This is a genomic window from Flavobacterium sp., from assembly GCF_036759525.1.
Lineage (GTDB): Bacteria > Bacteroidota > Bacteroidia > Flavobacteriales > Flavobacteriaceae > Flavobacterium.
The window spans coordinates 27,406-43,335 of record NZ_DAIOUN010000013.1 but is presented as its reverse complement, the minus strand read 5'-3'; the positions used below and the strand labels follow the sequence as shown (position 1 = coordinate 43,335).

General features: G+C 35.1%; 13 protein-coding genes. 6 read left to right on the top strand and 7 right to left on the bottom strand.

Going from position 1 to position 15,930, the window contains the following annotated elements:
- A partial coding sequence (locus V7M80_RS09685; RefSeq protein ID WP_333695715.1) for a hypothetical protein occupies positions 1–877 on the bottom strand: 877 nt, incomplete at its 3' end.
- 176 nt (positions 878–1,053) lie between these two features.
- Between V7M80_RS09685 and V7M80_RS09680 the strand changes: the two genes are divergently transcribed.
- The 6 genes from V7M80_RS09680 (at position 1,054) to V7M80_RS09655 (ending at position 5,800) form a co-directional block, all read left to right on the top strand.
- Positions 1,054–2,112: a 3-oxoacyl-ACP synthase III family protein gene (locus tag V7M80_RS09680; RefSeq protein WP_333695713.1), complete on the top strand. Its 1,059-nt coding sequence runs from the start codon at positions 1,054–1,056 to the stop codon at positions 2,110–2,112.
- Between the two features lie 202 nt (positions 2,113–2,314).
- Positions 2,315–2,836 (top strand): methyltransferase, encoded by a 522-nt coding sequence (locus V7M80_RS09675; RefSeq protein ID WP_333695712.1) that lies wholly within the window; start codon positions 2,315–2,317, stop codon positions 2,834–2,836.
- 29 nt (positions 2,837–2,865) lie between these two features.
- A complete protein-coding gene (locus tag V7M80_RS09670; protein WP_333695711.1) occupies positions 2,866–3,372 on the top strand; it encodes a hypothetical protein in 507 nt (168 codons plus the stop codon).
- Positions 3,373–3,393: 21 nt separating this feature from the next.
- Positions 3,394–4,242: a glycosyltransferase gene (locus V7M80_RS09665; protein ID WP_333695710.1), complete on the top strand. Its 849-nt coding sequence runs from the start codon at positions 3,394–3,396 to the stop codon at positions 4,240–4,242.
- Positions 4,243–4,292: 50 nt separating this feature from the next.
- The gene (locus V7M80_RS09660; protein WP_333695709.1) at positions 4,293–5,036 is read left to right on the top strand and encodes an MlaE family ABC transporter permease; all 744 of its coding nucleotides are present in this window, start codon (positions 4,293–4,295) and stop codon (positions 5,034–5,036) included.
- On the top strand, positions 5,033–5,800 hold the full coding sequence (locus V7M80_RS09655) for an ABC transporter ATP-binding protein (RefSeq protein ID WP_333695708.1): 768 nt from the start codon (positions 5,033–5,035) through the stop codon (positions 5,798–5,800). Before V7M80_RS09660 ends, V7M80_RS09655 begins: the two co-directional genes overlap by 4 nt.
- A 1-nt stretch (position 5,801) precedes the next feature.
- Here the strand turns inward: V7M80_RS09655 and V7M80_RS09650 are convergent, their stop codons facing one another.
- The 6 genes from V7M80_RS09650 to V7M80_RS09625 form a co-directional block, all read right to left on the bottom strand.
- Positions 5,802–9,281, bottom strand: coding sequence for a gliding motility-associated C-terminal domain-containing protein (locus tag V7M80_RS09650; RefSeq protein WP_333695706.1), 3,480 nt, complete (start codon positions 9,279–9,281; stop codon positions 5,802–5,804).
- Between the two features lie 77 nt (positions 9,282–9,358).
- Complete coding sequence (locus V7M80_RS09645; protein ID WP_333695704.1) at positions 9,359–11,725, bottom strand: cation:proton antiporter; 2,367 nt, start codon at positions 11,723–11,725, stop codon at positions 9,359–9,361.
- 74 nt (positions 11,726–11,799) lie between these two features.
- A complete protein-coding gene (locus tag V7M80_RS09640) occupies positions 11,800–12,867 on the bottom strand; it encodes a mannose-1-phosphate guanylyltransferase (RefSeq protein ID WP_333695702.1) in 1,068 nt (355 codons plus the stop codon).
- A gap of 543 nt (positions 12,868–13,410) precedes the next feature.
- A complete protein-coding gene (locus V7M80_RS09635; RefSeq protein ID WP_333695701.1) occupies positions 13,411–14,013 on the bottom strand; it encodes a SprT-like domain-containing protein in 603 nt (200 codons plus the stop codon).
- A gap of 16 nt (positions 14,014–14,029) precedes the next feature.
- Positions 14,030–14,707, bottom strand: a complete 678-nt coding sequence (locus V7M80_RS09630) for an SDR family NAD(P)-dependent oxidoreductase (protein ID WP_333695700.1) — start codon at positions 14,705–14,707, stop codon at positions 14,030–14,032.
- Positions 14,708–14,793: 86 nt separating this feature from the next.
- Positions 14,794–15,930 carry an acyl-CoA dehydrogenase family protein gene (locus tag V7M80_RS09625; RefSeq protein WP_333695698.1) on the bottom strand — a complete coding sequence of 379 codons (1,137 nt, stop codon included), beginning with the start codon at positions 15,928–15,930 and terminating at the stop codon, positions 14,794–14,796.

Here is a 15,930-nt window from a genome sequence, read left to right as displayed (position 1 = left end):
CAATAGCTCCGGAACACAAATCGTTTGCCGGTGTTGGATAATTTTGGATACAAATATTGAAAAACGATGTGATTAGCGAAGCTTCCGTTTGAAAAACTCTCACATAATACGTTTGACCCACCGTAAAATTGTTGTTCAAATAAAACTCATTAGTGGTGCTACTTGAACTGTTGTCACACACAAAACTCGTTCCTGAACAGGAACCCGTGATAATTTCAAAACCTAAGTTCAAATTCACGCCATTGGTTACAGATACACTCATTGTAGGATCGGTAGCCACAAAACTATACCAAACATCCTGAAGTGAATTCGCAAAACAAGTCGTTGATGTTCCGGTATTACTCGAACCACTAAACGTTCCTGAAGTTGAAACACAATTCGTATTGGGTGTTAATGCAATAGCTCCGGAACACAAATCGTTTGCCGGTGTTGGATAATTTTGGATACAAATGGTAAAATTAGAGGAAATTGCAAAAGTTCCTACATGAAACACTCGAATAAAATACCTTTGACCAACTGTAAAAGTATTGCTTTGATAAAATTCACTTGTAAGACTACTCGAGCTATTATCGCAAGCAAAACTTGTTCCAGAACATGAACCCGTAAAGATTTCCAATCCCAAATTAATATTAGCCTGATTAACAAGGGTTATACTCATCATTTGATCAGATGCCACAAAACTATACCAAACATCCTGAAGAGAATTCGCAAAACATGAAGTAGTGGTTCCGGTGTTAGTTGAGCCACTAAAACTACCGGAAGTATTTATACAATTTGAATTGGGAGTTAATTCAATTGCATTTGAACACAAATCATTTTGCGATATACTAATCCCAAAATTCAATAAAATCAACAAAAAAATGTATTTTCTTATCATAGTATTTTTAGTAAAAAAAATTAAAAAAAATCAAACGCAAAAAAAAGGATAAAAATTTAAAAATCAATAAAAAAAAGATTGAAAATAAAACGGATTCGCAAAAATTTAATTAAAATAAAAATTAAATCATTTTAATCGTTTTAATTGAATAATTTAGGAGTCAATTTTACATTACCATGAATATCAAAATAACCGGTTCCGGAAGTTACATTCCAACCGAAGTAGTAACCAACATCGATTTTGCTAAACACGTTTTTCTTAATGATGACGGAACTCCATTTCCGCAACCCAACGAAGTAATTGCCGAAAAATTTAGAGACATTACCGGAATTGAAGAAAGACGCTACGTAACAGATGATTTAAACACGTCTGACATAGCTTCAATTGCGGCAAAAAAAGCCATCGAAGATGCCAAAATAGACCCGGAAACATTGGACTACATTATTTTTGCACATAATTTTGGCAACGTGAAAAAAGGGGCGATACAAACCGACATCCTACCGAGTTTGGCCACTCGAGTTAAATTTGATTTACGTATCAAAAACCCCAAATGTGTGGCCTACGATATGCTTTTTGGATGTCCGGGTTGGGTGGAAGGTGTTATTCAAGCTCAAGCTTTCATCAAAGCCGGAATGGCTAAAAAATGTTTGGTGATTGGTGCCGAAACCTTATCTCGCGTAGTAGATATGCACGACCGCGACTCTATGATTTACTCGGATGGTGCCGGTGCAACAATTATAGAAGCCACAGAAGAGGATGGTGGAATATTAGCACATGAAACCGCTACATTTACCTATGATGAAGCTTATTTTTTATTTTTTGGAAAGTCGTTTAATGATCAACATCATCCAGACGTTCGCTATATCAAAATGCATGGTCGGAAAATCTATGAATTTGCTTTAAGTCAAGTTCCCAAAGCCATGGTTTCTTGCCTTGAAAAAAGTGGCATTCCCATCCAAGAAGTTAAAAAAGTTTTGATTCACCAAGCCAATGAAAAAATGGACGAAGCCATCATTCAGAGGTTTTACAGACATTACAAACAAAATCCTCCCGAAGGTGTGATGCCTATGAGTATTCATAAACTGGGCAATTCCAGTGTGGCTACCGTACCTACACTATACGATTTACTCATCAAAAACCAACTCGAAAACCAGTCTATATCAAAAGGCGATGTACTTCTTTTTGCTTCAGTTGGAGCCGGAATGAATATAAATGCAATTGTGTATAGAATGTAATTTTTGGGAAGCCAATCCTGCTTTACGTTACAAGCTTGTTTGCAAAAACTGTTTTTTCTAAACTGTCCCAAGAGCTTCTTAGAGTCGCTTTGGGTCAGCAAGAAAAAATCAGTTTTTGCAGCTCAAGGCTTTACACTTCAATCAGGGCTACCACGTGCCAACAACAAATTATTTAGTACATTTGTGTCACGAAAACCAAACCATGTACGAAAAAACATTTCCCAATAAACGATTTAAAATCACACTAGAGTTTTTAGAAAAACATCTTTCTAAATCGGAAACCATTTTAGATTTAGGGGTTGAAAATCCGTTTTCCAAAATCATGATTCAAAATGGATTCACGGTAAAAAACACGAGCGGAGAAGATTTAGACATCGACCAATCCGCCTTGCAAAATGAAAATTATACTACAGTAACCGCTTTTGAAATATTCGAACATTTACTAAATCCATTCACCGTTTTACAAAACGTAAAATCAGATAAAATTTTCATTTCCATTCCATTACGCCTTTGGTTTTCATCGGCTTACAGAAGTAAAACCGATATGTGGGATCGTCATTACCACGAATTTGAAGACTGGCAATTGGATTGGTTGATAGAAAAAAACGGCTTTACCATTGTAGATCGTGTAAAATTTACGCATCCTACCAAAAAAATAGGTATCAGACCTTTGTTGCGGTATTTTACCAATCGGTATTATTTAGTTTATGCAGTTAGAAAGTGATTAGTAATTCGTGAAAAGTAATTAACCAAATGCAATACTGTAAAATAATTCTTTTGCTGTTTTTTGTTTCTTTTATGAGTTGTAAAAAGAAAGAGAATTTGGGCACTGAAAACATTTTAGTTCGAGACAACGCAAATTCTCATACCCAAAACAACATCGACTCTTCAAATGTATTTAAAAAAAAATTCTCGTATCAATTCAAATTTTCAGATACAAATTCTCACCAAATAGTGGGCATCAATATAGTTGACTCCAAAACTATTGAATTTCATTTAATTACAGAAACTCTTCCCTGTGATACTGAATATTATGGAATTGCAGTAAACAAGAATTGGAATTTAGACGGCGAAATTGATGAAGATGATGAAGGAGGCTACTTTGTAAATGAATATTTCAAAGAAGCAGAAGAATATACAATTGCAATTCGATTGGCAGAGGATTTAAGTAAAGTCCAAATCAAATACATCCAAAATAATGGTTTAGAAACAGATTGTCTTCCTATAACTCAAAAAATCATGTATCGTTTAAATAATTAATTTTTGATTGAGATTTATTCAATGAAGTACTACATCATCATCCCTACTTTCAATGAAGAAAAATGCATTGCACTAACCTTACAATCGCTGGTGGAGCAAACCGTTTTGCCTACAAAAGTGGTAGTGGTGAATGATGGTTCTACGGATAAAACAAGAGAAATTGTACAATCATTTGTTGACAAATATTCATTTATTTCATTGGTAAACCAAACTTCCGAAGCGATTCATCTTCCGGGAAGCAAAGTAATTCAAGCATTCTACAAAGGATTAGAAACCCTTGATGATCAGTATGATTTTATCGTAAAAGCCGATGCCGATTTGATTTTTCCTCCCCATTATTTTGAAACGATTTCTACCCATTTTGAATCTGATGCTCAAGTTGGAATGGCAGGTGGATTTTGTTACATCGAAAAAAACGGTGAATGGATTCTGGAAAGCCTAACGGACAAAGACCACATTCGTGGAGCCTTAAAAGCCTACAGAAAAGAAACTTTCAAACAAATTGGGGGCTTAAAACCCGAAATGGGCTGGGATACCGTGGACGAATTACTTTGTAAATTTTACAACTGGAAAGTGGTAACCAACGAAACCTTACACGTAAAACACCTCAAACCCACTGGAGCCAATTACAATAAAGCCGCACGATTCAAACAAGGCGAAGCTTTTTACCGTTTGGGTTATGGTTTTTGGATTACAGCAATTGCTTCGTTAAAATTAGCTGGGCTCAAGAAAAAACCGTTATTATTTGTGGATTATCTAAAAGGATATTGGAAAGCTAAAAGTGCCCACAAACCACTTTTGGTTACTGCTGAACAAGCTAGATTTATTCAAAATTATCGTTGGAGAAAAATGCGGGAGAAACTATTCTAATTCCAAATAAAATCAAACTCTAAGCCGAAACTTTTTCCTATTTTTGCTTTATGATTAAAATGCTTACTCACATTGGTCGTTACTTTTTGATGCTCAAAGAAGTTTTTAACAAACCTCTAAAGTGGAGTGTGATGAGACATCTTATATTTAAAGAGATAGATGATCTTATTATTGGATCTCTGGGAATTGTAGCATTTATATCCTTCTTTGTAGGTGGTGTTGTTACAATACAAACAGCGTTAAACCTTACCAATCCGCTTATCCCAAAATATTTAATAGGTTTTGCTACACGTCAATCGGTAATATTAGAATTTGCACCTACTTTTATTTCTATAATCATGGCCGGAAAAGTGGGTTCGTTTATAACCTCCAGCATTGGAACCATGCGAGTAACAGAGCAAATCGATGCTTTGGAAGTAATGGGTGTTAACTCCTTAAATTATTTGGTTTTCCCTAAAATTATAGCTCTTTTCTTTTATCCTTTTGTAATTGGATTAAGTATGTTTTTAGGGGTTTTAGGAGGTTGGATTGCCGGTGTTTATGGAGGATTCACTTCGAGTGATGAATTTATTCAAGGTCTTCAAACAGAATTCACCCCTTTTCATGTTACCTATGCATTTATAAAAACATTTGTTTTTGCCTTAATTTTGGCTACTATACCCTCCTACCATGGTTTTTATATGAAAGGCGGAGCATTAGAAGTAGGCAAGGCCAGTACAGTTTCATTCGTATGGACCTCTGTAGTAATTATTCTTGCCAACTACATTTTAACCCAATTACTCTTGAGCAAATGATAGAAATAAAAAATATTGAAAAGTCGTTTGATGGAGTTCAGGTTTTAAAAGGAATTTCATGTGTTTTTGATGCCGGAAAAACCAACTTAATTATTGGTCAGAGTGGATCCGGAAAGACCGTTTTATTAAAATCATTACTGGGTATTCACACTCCTGATGCAGGAACTATTTCGTTTGACGGAAGAATTTATTCCGAATTAGATCCCGACGAAAAAAGAGCTCTTCGCACAGAAATTGGCATGGTTTTCCAAGGCAGTGCTTTATTTGACAGTATGACTGTAGCCGAGAATGTTGGATTTCCACTTCGAATGTTTACTCAAAAAACCGATGCCGAAATTAAGGAACGTGTTGACTTTGTTCTAGACCGGGTACATCTGGAAGGTGCTCATCAAAAAAAACCTTCTGAAATTTCGGGTGGAATGCAAAAAAGAGTTGCCATTGCAAGAGCCATCGTTAACAATCCGAAGTATTTGTTTTGCGACGAACCCAATTCGGGTTTAGACCCTAAAACAGCTATTGTAATTGATAATTTAATACAAGAAATTACCCAAGAATATAACATTACAACGGTAATTAACACCCATGACATGAACTCGGTTATGGAAATTGGTGAAAAAATAATTTTCCTAAAAAAAGGAGTTTTAGCTTGGAAAGGAACCAAAGACGAAATATTTAAAACCGATAACGAAGCCATTGTTGACTTTGTGTATTCGTCAAATTTGTTTAAAAAAATCCGAAAAGCCCAAAACAACGATTTATTGTAATTTATTTTTCATGGGAAAGATAAACCCAACCGGTTTTCCCTTCACCTGTTTCAAATTCAACATAATAATAGTATGTAGCACTAGGTAATATGTTTCCTTTCATGTCCTGACCTCTCCATTGATTTACGTAACCATTGAGCTCATATACAACCATTCCATAACGATTGTAAATTTTTACTTTCAGATTATCACCTAAATTTGTTAAATCAAAAGAATCATTAAGCCCGTCTCCATTGGGTGAAAGTCCTTTGGGAATGGTACAAATGGTTCGCGTCACATCTATAGAATCTTCGGACGAACATCCCCATTCATTAGTTAAAATCAGAGAATAAGTTCCTACAGGCAATCCAGTAATATCAATGGGGTTTTGAGAACTAGAATACCCATTCGGACCTGTCCAGGAATAAGTCAACTCTCCTCCACTGGAGGAGTTTAAAGGAGTTGCCGTTATTGTCATTCGATCAGTAATACAAAGACTTTCAAGACTAAACTCAGGAATTTCATTCACAAGAACTTCAACATTGGACACAGAAGAAGGGCATCCGTTTAATTCTACAAAAACCGAATAAACTCCGTTATGAAAGGATGAAATAGAACTGATTATTGGGTTTTGTTCATTTGATGAAAAGCCATTAGGTCCAACCCATTGATAAACCGCATTCTGAATTGAAGTAGCATACAGTTGAAGAGAATTACTTTCGCATAGTATAGAATCTACAGACGCAATTGGACTCTCTGGTATTTCAAAAAGGGTTAGACTTACAAATGTTTCATCAAAACTATCGCAATTACCTTCTACCCTATAGCGAAACCTATACTCACCGGAATTCAAATTTGATGTATCCCATTGATTATTCGAAAGCATCCCGCTTGATGTAATTTCAGTCCAAACACCGGTTAAAGAAAATGACCCGGTTAAAAACGTAAACAAGTCCAAAGTACCTTGCGGACCGCAAAATGAACCATTTGTACCCTCGCCTGCTTCCGGTAATTGATCTGTTGAATTAATTTCAAATTCTAACTCTAAGTTAATACAACTACTTGGATTATTTGGATTGGTTATCAAAACATGATAAACACCATTGTGAAGTAAAGGAGTATAATTTGGAATTTCTAACGTGCTTGAAGTGCTTATAATAACAGAAGAATTGTCATTAAGCCACCACTGATAGTTTAGAAAAGGAAAACTTGGAGTTGATAGCGTTACCGTTTCGCCAACACATACAGAAGAAGGAACTATTTCTAAAGCTATAGATTCAGAAATTTCAAAAACCCCATTTCTTAAACTTCCACACGTATCTTCAATTTGGAAATTATATATTCCGGTTTCAAGTGACAAAAAAGTGTTGGAAGTACCATTTTCAATAAGAAAAGGGCTGCCGTTTTTCTCTGTAATTCTGTAAATCAAAGGAGGTATTCCTGAAGCATCTACAATAACATCTCTCAAATTATTACCACAAGAAAAACTCAATATGGAATTAATTTGAGGTAATCCGGTAAATTCAAACTCGTATAAAAACTCATTACAATATTGAGCCATACTTCCATTACTCACTACTTGATACCGTTTCATGATTCGAAATTGTCCAAAAAAAGACAAGTTGTAATTAATGGTGTTATTCATCAAATTTATTGAGTTTGTTGCGGTCAATTGTTCGCCATCTACATACACCACTCCGGTAAGTGGATGCCCCCAAGTTCCGGTTATCGGATTGTATTTTTGCAACCAGAAGGATGGGGCTGCAAAATTATTACTGGTATGATACAACCCTAAATCAAATGAACCACAATTTTCTAAAACGTCTACTTGGGTTGAAAATGAATAGCCTTGTATGGTAACTTGGCTGGAAGATTGAGCTCCACAAATATCTACCCACTCAAAAACATAATTTCCGGCAGGTAAACTTGTTAGTATTAAATCTCCATTTCCATTAATACTTGAACTTACATCATAAGGAATTGGAAAAGGAAAACTTGCTGGAGCTTCTATTAAAACCGCCAATTGGAATGAATTTAACCCATTCAGATTTAGAGATCCAAAACCTACTTCGCAACCTTCAATTACAAAAACTATGGGTTGCACTGCATTTGGGTTGCCAACATCTATGAATATTTCAAATTCGTTATCACAACTGTCTGTTACTAAAACCGTATAAATTCCGGGAGATAAAAATCCCGTAATAGGACCTGCATTGGTCTGTATGGGTAAAACATAAGGAATGCTGTTCAAAGTGTATGAAATGGGAGCACTAATAATTGTTGCACTTACGGCCCCATCAATAATATACGATTTTCCCTCACAAGCCGAATCAATTTCTCTGGCTGCCGGCGGATCCGGATCACTAATTTCAACTTGAATTGATCGTTGAAATTCATTTCCACATATATCTATTCCTGAAATTACATATAAACCCGGAACTAAAAAACCGGTAACTGGATATCCAATACTTCCAATAGGCATTACATAGGGAATTGAATTAGACAAATAATTGGCAGGAGCACTTATAATTGTTGCACTTTGAGCATGTTCAATATAATATGAAATTTCTTCACAATTTCGATCAAGTAATACTACTGAAGGTGAAGGATTAGAATGACCCAACGTCCCATTTCCTGTGACTTCATTTCCACATGCATCTGTAATGGTATAAGAATAATTATAAGTCTCACCCTCATAAATTTGATACCCTTGAACAATTATCAAATCATCAACAAAGCCTGAATTTAAGGTTTGATTAGAAATAATTTGAGCGGTATTAGGAGGATTTATAATAAACTGTATCGTTAGCGGATAAATAATAATACCATTCCCTCTCAAAACAGTTAGTGAAACGGTAGATGAGGTACAGTTTAACCATTCTGCTATTGAATCTACTCTAACTGTTAAGCTTGTTGATGTAGTAAACAAGTTGAAGGTTTGAACTGTGGCATCTCCACAAGCATCAAATACTCTAATTACGTAAGTTCCTCCTGTTAAACCGGTAAACTCATTACTGGTTTGTGAAGGAGCAGTTACAGGACCGGTGACAATTTCGTAAGATAATGCTGTGCCAGTGAGAACATTGACTCGAATTACACCATCATAACCACAAACTTCATTTTGTCCAATCAATTGATAGGTGAGCAACGTTCTTACATCTTGTATTTCAGCATTTTGTACTCTGGAGTTACTTAATGCTCCCAAAGTTTGAGTAGCTATAACAGTGTATGTGCCAGAAGTTAAGCCACTCAAAGTTGTTGCATTTAAAACAGCTATAGGGGTAATTAAATCGGGTAATTTATAAACAGAGTAAGTTACATTGGCCCCTGTTGTAATTCCGGAAACCGAAAAAGTTAGGGTTCCATTTGCAGTACAGGTTTCGTTTGTGGGAGTAACTTGAAGTGTAAAATCATTGAGTTGAGCTAAAGAATGATGACTACAACAAAGATGAAAAAAAAGTAAAAACAAGAAATTTCGTAATAAGAGTAGCTTTTTTTTCATCGTACTTTTTTTAAATATATTTTGAAAAGTAAGAAAAAAAATGCAAATACTTCAATTCAACTTCTTATTTAACACAATTACTTTTTCTTAAAGAGCTTCCCAATTAATTTACGAACCTCATCTAAACGTTCTAAATTTTCGGTAAATGTATCCAAAGCACCGGGATTCTTCAAATCCAACTTAGTATCTGAGAATGAAGATTGTAAAGGATAAATTAACAAGACATTATTTTTATCAAAATACTTATTCATATAGTTTGGAATATTGTTCATAATGGGATTGAAAGACAAATTCATTTTTCTACTCATTATGACCACTAAAGCATCATCTTTATTAATATTGCGAGACAAAATTAAAAAGTCGTCCCAATCAGAAAACAAATTAAACTCGGCTTCTACCGGATGCTTTGCATGGATGTCTTTAATTAAATTTATAGTAGTTTCAGAACCGTAAAAAACAATTTTGGAACTCGTATTTTTTCCTAAATTCCAGATTTTCAACAACCAAAACGGAAAACCTATTTCTCTCTCTGCACGTTCAGGAATAACTACAATAAAACGCTTGATTGTAGCCAATGGTTGTACAGACTTGTATATAAACGTAGTTGTATTAGCTTTGGCTAAAATTCCATCTGTTAATGGGCCATATAAAGAATCTGACGAGCCTAAAGTTTCGGTTTGTCCTAATATAATATCTGAAATTTTGTGTTCTTTTACAACACTTGCTACACCATTTAAAATATTCAAATCGTATCGCATCAACATATTGAGTTGATTATCTGTTGCCGAAGCCACAACCGCTGCACGATCTACAATTTTCTTTGCTTTATTTTCCAATCCGGAAGAGGTGGCATTGTTACTAATAACATTTAAAGCAAAGAGACCGTTTTTATTTTTCTTGGATTTAATGGTTACTGCCAAATTTATAAGTTCATCAACAGTTTCCATATTCTTCATCGGAATCAAAATCTTTTCATCGCTCTCCACAGTATTTACATCATCAGATTCCTCTTCGTTGTCCTCTGCCAAAGCTAAATTATAAGCTCCTTTTTGAGCAACAAAGGAAGCTATTGTACATGTTATCAAAATCATCAAAATGGTTCCGTTTAAAACATTTTCATTTAAAAGTCGATTCGGAATTCTGATTTCTGCTAATTTGCCTTGAACAAATTTCATTTCTGTTTTGTCACTCAACTTATAATTTCCGTTTGCGGGTAAATTTTGAACCAAAGCTTCAGAACCCACCTTTGGATAATCTCCCTTTTGAAAATTAGAAAAAACAATTTGTGAATTATCCTCTGTGGTTAACTTATTACTTTTCAAGTGTACTTCTTCATAAGAATTTACAGGCTTGTAATCTACAATAATATTAAATCCAACCAAAACGGCTGCCAGAGTAGCCGCGGCTTGAGCATTACTCAAACCGAAAATCAATCTGCGTTCATCTCGTGAGTAACCAAATATTTTTTGAGTTATCCAAGCCGGAATATATTTACCTAAAATAGCACAAGCAGTCATAATTCCCGCTACTTGGAGGGTATTCCAATCTTTAATGAAAGCTTTATAATCTATAAGCATACCCACCCCAATAAGGAAAAAAGGTATAAATAAAGCATTTCCAACAAACTCAATCCGGTTCATTAAAGGAGAGGTGTGCGGGATAAGTCGGTTTAAAGCCAAACCGGCTAAGAACGCTCCAATAATCGCTTCAATTCCGGCTAATTCTGCTAATGTACATCCCAAAAAAACCATCGCCAATACAAAAATGTATTGGGAAATATTATCATCAAATCGTTTAAAAAACCATCTCCCTATTAGCGGAAAGACCAGCATAACTACCAGCCCAAAAACAACAACCGAAACTCCCAAACGAATCCAAAACTCCTGATTAATCTCACCTACTTGCATTCCGGCTATAACAGCTAAAACCAATAGAGCAAGCGTATCGGTTATCATTGTTCCACCCACTGTAACGTTTACGGCTCTGTTTTTGGCTACACCCAACTTACTTACTATAGGGTAGGCTATCAACGTATGTGAAGCAAACATACTGGCTAACAAAACGGAAGTGGGAAGAGAAAACTCTAAAACGTAATATCCGGCAAGGGTTCCTATTGCCATGGGAATAGAAAAGGTTAGCAATCCAAAAACGAGACTTTTACCACTGTTCTTTTTAAATTCGGCCAAATCAATTTCTAAACCTGCCAAGAACATAATATACTGTAAGCCAACGGTTCCAAATAATATAATACTCATATCTCGAGCAATAAGATTGAAACCATTAGGTCCAATTAAGGCTCCGGCAATAATTAACCCTATTAAATGCGGAATTCTTAATTTATTTAAAAGAATTGGAGCAAATAAAATAATGAACAGTAGTAATGAAAATAACAACACCGGGTTTTTGAGCGGTAAGGTAAAATCTATGCCTAGTAGTGGAATCATACAAGTTTCTATTTTGTGGTAAAGTACTTATTTTGTTAAAACAGGAAAACTATCTCATTGAGTTTAACGTCTATTTAACTTTCTGAAAAAGATAATTTAGAAGTTATTTTTTTTATTTCTTGTTCTTTATTTTTAGGATAAATCAACAAAATATTTCCCTGATCTACAATAATATAATCGTTCAAACCATCAATCACAACAACTTTTTTACCTTCGGTACGAATAATATTATTTGACGCATTCTCAAGTAAAACCTTTGCATTGACAACAGCGTTATTTTGTTCGTCTTTACCTAATTTTTCATGCAATGAACCCCAAGTTCCTAGATCATTCCAATCGAAAGTTGCCGGTAAAACATATACATTTTTAGCTTTTTCTAAAATGGCATAATCGATGGAAATATTTTCGGCATTCGCATAATTCTTATTGATAAACTGCATTTCATTTGAAGTATTGTATGCTTCAAAACCTTCTGAAAACAATTGATTCATTTGCGGTTGAAAAGCTGCAAAAGCTTCCGTAATTGATTGGACTGACCAAATGAAAATACCGCCATTCCAAAGGAAATTTCCACTTTCCAGAAACGATTTTGCAGTAGCATAATCGGGTTTTTCACGAAACTGATTTACTTTTTTAATTGGATTTGAATCAGATTTGTCAAATTCGATATATCCAAAACCGGTATTGGGAAAAGTGGGTTGAATGCCTAACGTCATCAATGCATTTTCGTTCTGACAATACTCAAAACATTGTTGCAAATTTGAAACAAAAGCGGTTTCATCTTCAATCCAATGATCACTTGGAGCCACAACCATCACGGCATCGGGATTCATTTTTTTAATTTTTAAAGACGCATATAAAATACAAGGAGCTGTGTTTCGCATAACGGGTTCCAACAAAACTTGCTCTGGTCTTACCAAAGGTAATTGTTTTAAAACCAAATCATTGTACCTTTCATTAGTTAAAATTAGAATGTTTTCAGTTGGAATTAATTTGGATAACCGACTGAACGTTTTTTGAATTAACGTTTCACCCGAACCCAACATATCGTGAAATTGTTTCGGAAATTCGGTTGTGCTTACTGGCCAAAAACGGGAACCTACTCCTCCGGCCATTAGTATTGCGTAATAATTTTTATTCATTGTATGAGTTGCTGAGTTGTTGAGACTCTAAGTTACTAAGTTTTTACAAATATAGTAAAGTTGCTGAGTTACTGAGTGGCTGAGATGCTGAGTTTTTTAATGATTGAAATTAAAAGATTAAATACAATCAAGAATTGCAATCCAACAAAAATTAATAATGAAATTATAGCTCTTAAATTGTAATCAATAGAATCAAAAATGGAAGATGAATTTATTTTACCTAAATAATAGAAAAAAATTCCTAAAAAAATCAACGAACCATAAACATGAATTAAGGAGAGTATTGAAATGAATTGAATTTCAAAAAAAATAAAAAAGAAGTATATCAATCCTGTAATGAAAAATATCAAACACAATAATATATAAGCATGCTGAAAAGTAATTACATAATAAGTATCATGAACATTAAAATCCAATGTTTCCTTTTTATCTACTATAAAAGACAAAATCAAAAATGAAATTACTGCCAAAAGCAAGAAAAAATAAGATTTGTTTTTAAGCAATTCTAAAATCATAAATCGTTAATCTTCAATCGTTAATAAATCAACCCGGAATAATCTCCACCTCAGCATTGGCATTAAACAAATATAACTTTCCGGTTTGTACTTCGAGACATTCATAACGTTTAACCCTAAGTCCTTTTTTTTGAAAAACTCTTCCGTTTTTAATTCTAAAAAAACTACCGGAAGGCACTTCGTGCATAAAATGAATATCCGGTTTTCGTTCGTCAAATTGCTTTAATGCAAAAGCCAATCGGGCATCGGTATCGCTACTGGCCGTTGGATTTCGAAAATGATTGGCCACCAAAGGCAAAACCGAATTCGGAAAAATTTCCGGCCGAATAAACGGAATCATCAAGCGTTGAAACGTAATTTTCCATTCATTTCCATGTGGTTTTATGTTTCTGCCATATTTTTCAAAAGCAGCTAAATGAGCTATTTCATGCACCAGCGTAATCAGAAAACGGTATTTATTCAGATTGGCATTCACCGTAATTTGATGTTTTCCGGAAGGATGTCTTCTATAATCGCCATGACGAGTCACCCGTTCATTTACAATTTTCAAATGAACGGAATGGGTTTTGATTAACTCAAAAACCGGTTCGACTGCGTGTTCGGGGAGATATTTTAAGAGGACTACGCTCATTTAATTGTTGAAATAATTACGGTGTTGAAGAACTTACTTGCAACACTTTTCCGTTAAAATATTTATTTCCGTTTAACGAAAAATCATAAATATAATCGGCCATTTCTTTGGCAGAAAGTGGAGCTTGATAACCCGGAAAAGCTTCTTGTAACATTTCAGTTTGAACGGCTCCTAATGCCAAAACATTAAAGGAGATGCCTTGTTCTTTGTATTCTTCTGCCAATAATTCCGATAACGTAATCACCGCTCCTTTACTGGAAGAATAGGCTGCCAAACCGGAAAATTTCATGCTTCCTTGAATGCCTCCCATAGAACTAATCGTAACCACATGACCGCCTTTTTGCATAAAAGGTAAACAAACTCGGGTTAAATTTGCCACAGCAAATACATTCACTTGATATACTTTTTCAAAATCGGACTGGGTGAGTTGCGAAAAAGGTTTGAGTACCAAACTTCCGGCATTGTGAATAACTATATCCACTTTTTTCCAAGCTTGCGACAAAAAATCGGTTACTTGATGCAATCCTTTTTCATCTGATAAATCAACGGAAAGACAAGTTATATTGGAATTTTCCAATAACTCTTTTGGCGTTTTTCGGGAAATGGCCAAAACCTGATGACCCTCATTCGCAAATTGTAAAGCCAGTTCCAATCCAATGCCACGAGATGTTCCGGTAATAATGATGTTTTTCATACCTTTTTTTATAAGTGCTAAAAATACAAAAACCCTTTAAGATAGCACTCAAAGGGTTTTAAAATATGTTGATTTGTGAAAAATTTTTACACCAAACCTCTCGAAATCACTATGCGTTGAATTTCGGAAGTTCCTTCGTAAATCTGAGTGATTTTAGAATCACGCATCATTCGTTCTACATGGTATTCGGCTACATAACCGTTTCCACCATGAATTTGAACCGCTTCATTGGCTACTTCTAAGGCAATTTCAGATGCGTATAATTTGGCCATCGCACCGGAATGGGCAATGTCTTTCCCCTCGTCTTTTTCGCAAGCGGCCTTCATTACCAATAATTTAGCTGCTGTAATTTTTACATACATATCGGCCAATTTAAAAGCAATAGCTTGGTGTTTGAAAATTTCTTTCCCAAATGCTTTACGCTCTTGCGAATATTTTAAAGCCAATTCATAAGCACCTGTAGCAATTCCTAATGCTTGTGACGCAATTCCGATTCTTCCTCCGTTCAAAACATTCATGGCAAAAGCAAACCCAAATCCGTCTACTCCAATTCTGTTTTCTTTAGGCACTTTCACATCCGTGAACATCAAGGAATGGGTATCACTTCCTCGGATTCCCATTTTCTTTTCTTTGGGACCAATTTCAAAACCTGCCCAACCTTTTTCTACTATAAACGCGTTGATTCCTTTGTGGCCTTTTTCAATATCCGTTTGAGCGATAACTAGATAAGTAGAAGCCGTTCCGCCGTTGGTAATCCAGTTTTTGGTTCCGTTTAGCAAATAATAATCACCTTTGTCGATAGCGGTTGTTTTCTGCGAAGTTGCATCACTTCCGGCTTCCGGTTCTGACAAACAAAATGCACCAATTACTTCCCCTTTGGCTAAAGGCACTAAATATTTCATTTTTTGTTCTTCAGAACAATATTTTTCCATTCCGGCACAAACCAATGAATTGTTTACCGACATGATTACCGCTGCCGAAGCATCTACTTTGGCAATTTCGGTCATCGCCAAAACATACGAAACACTGTCTAATCCGGCACCACCGTATTTTGGATCAACCATCATTCCCATGAATCCTAATTCGCCCATCATTTTCACTTGTTCGGTAGGAAATTTAGAATGTTCGTCGCGTTCAATTACGCCGGGTAATAATTCTTGTTGAGCAAAATCTCTGGCTGCTTGTTGAATCATCAAATGTTCTTCGGTAAGATTGAAATCCAT

Coding starts and splice junctions, on each gene's coding strand:
- V7M80_RS09650 (WP_333695706.1), bottom strand. CDS start 9,281: ATGAAAAAAAAGCTACTCTTATTACGAAATTTCTTGTTTTTACTTTTT.
- V7M80_RS09660 (WP_333695709.1), top strand. CDS start 4,293: ATGATTAAAATGCTTACTCACATTGGTCGTTACTTTTTGATGCTCAAA.
- V7M80_RS09640 (WP_333695702.1), bottom strand. CDS start 12,867: ATGAATAAAAATTATTACGCAATACTAATGGCCGGAGGAGTAGGTTCC.
- V7M80_RS09645 (WP_333695704.1), bottom strand. CDS start 11,725: ATGATTCCACTACTAGGCATAGATTTTACCTTACCGCTCAAAAACCCG.
- V7M80_RS09625 (WP_333695698.1), bottom strand. CDS start 15,930: ATGGATTTCAATCTTACCGAAGAACATTTGATGATTCAACAAGCAGCC.
- V7M80_RS09665 (WP_333695710.1), top strand. CDS start 3,394: ATGAAGTACTACATCATCATCCCTACTTTCAATGAAGAAAAATGCATT.
- V7M80_RS09655 (WP_333695708.1), top strand. CDS start 5,033: ATGATAGAAATAAAAAATATTGAAAAGTCGTTTGATGGAGTTCAGGTT.
- V7M80_RS09675 (WP_333695712.1), top strand. CDS start 2,315: ATGTACGAAAAAACATTTCCCAATAAACGATTTAAAATCACACTAGAG.
- V7M80_RS09630 (WP_333695700.1), bottom strand. CDS start 14,707: ATGAAAAACATCATTATTACCGGAACATCTCGTGGCATTGGATTGGAA.
- V7M80_RS09680 (WP_333695713.1), top strand. CDS start 1,054: ATGAATATCAAAATAACCGGTTCCGGAAGTTACATTCCAACCGAAGTA.
- V7M80_RS09635 (WP_333695701.1), bottom strand. CDS start 14,013: ATGAGCGTAGTCCTCTTAAAATATCTCCCCGAACACGCAGTCGAACCG.
- V7M80_RS09670 (WP_333695711.1), top strand. CDS start 2,866: ATGCAATACTGTAAAATAATTCTTTTGCTGTTTTTTGTTTCTTTTATG.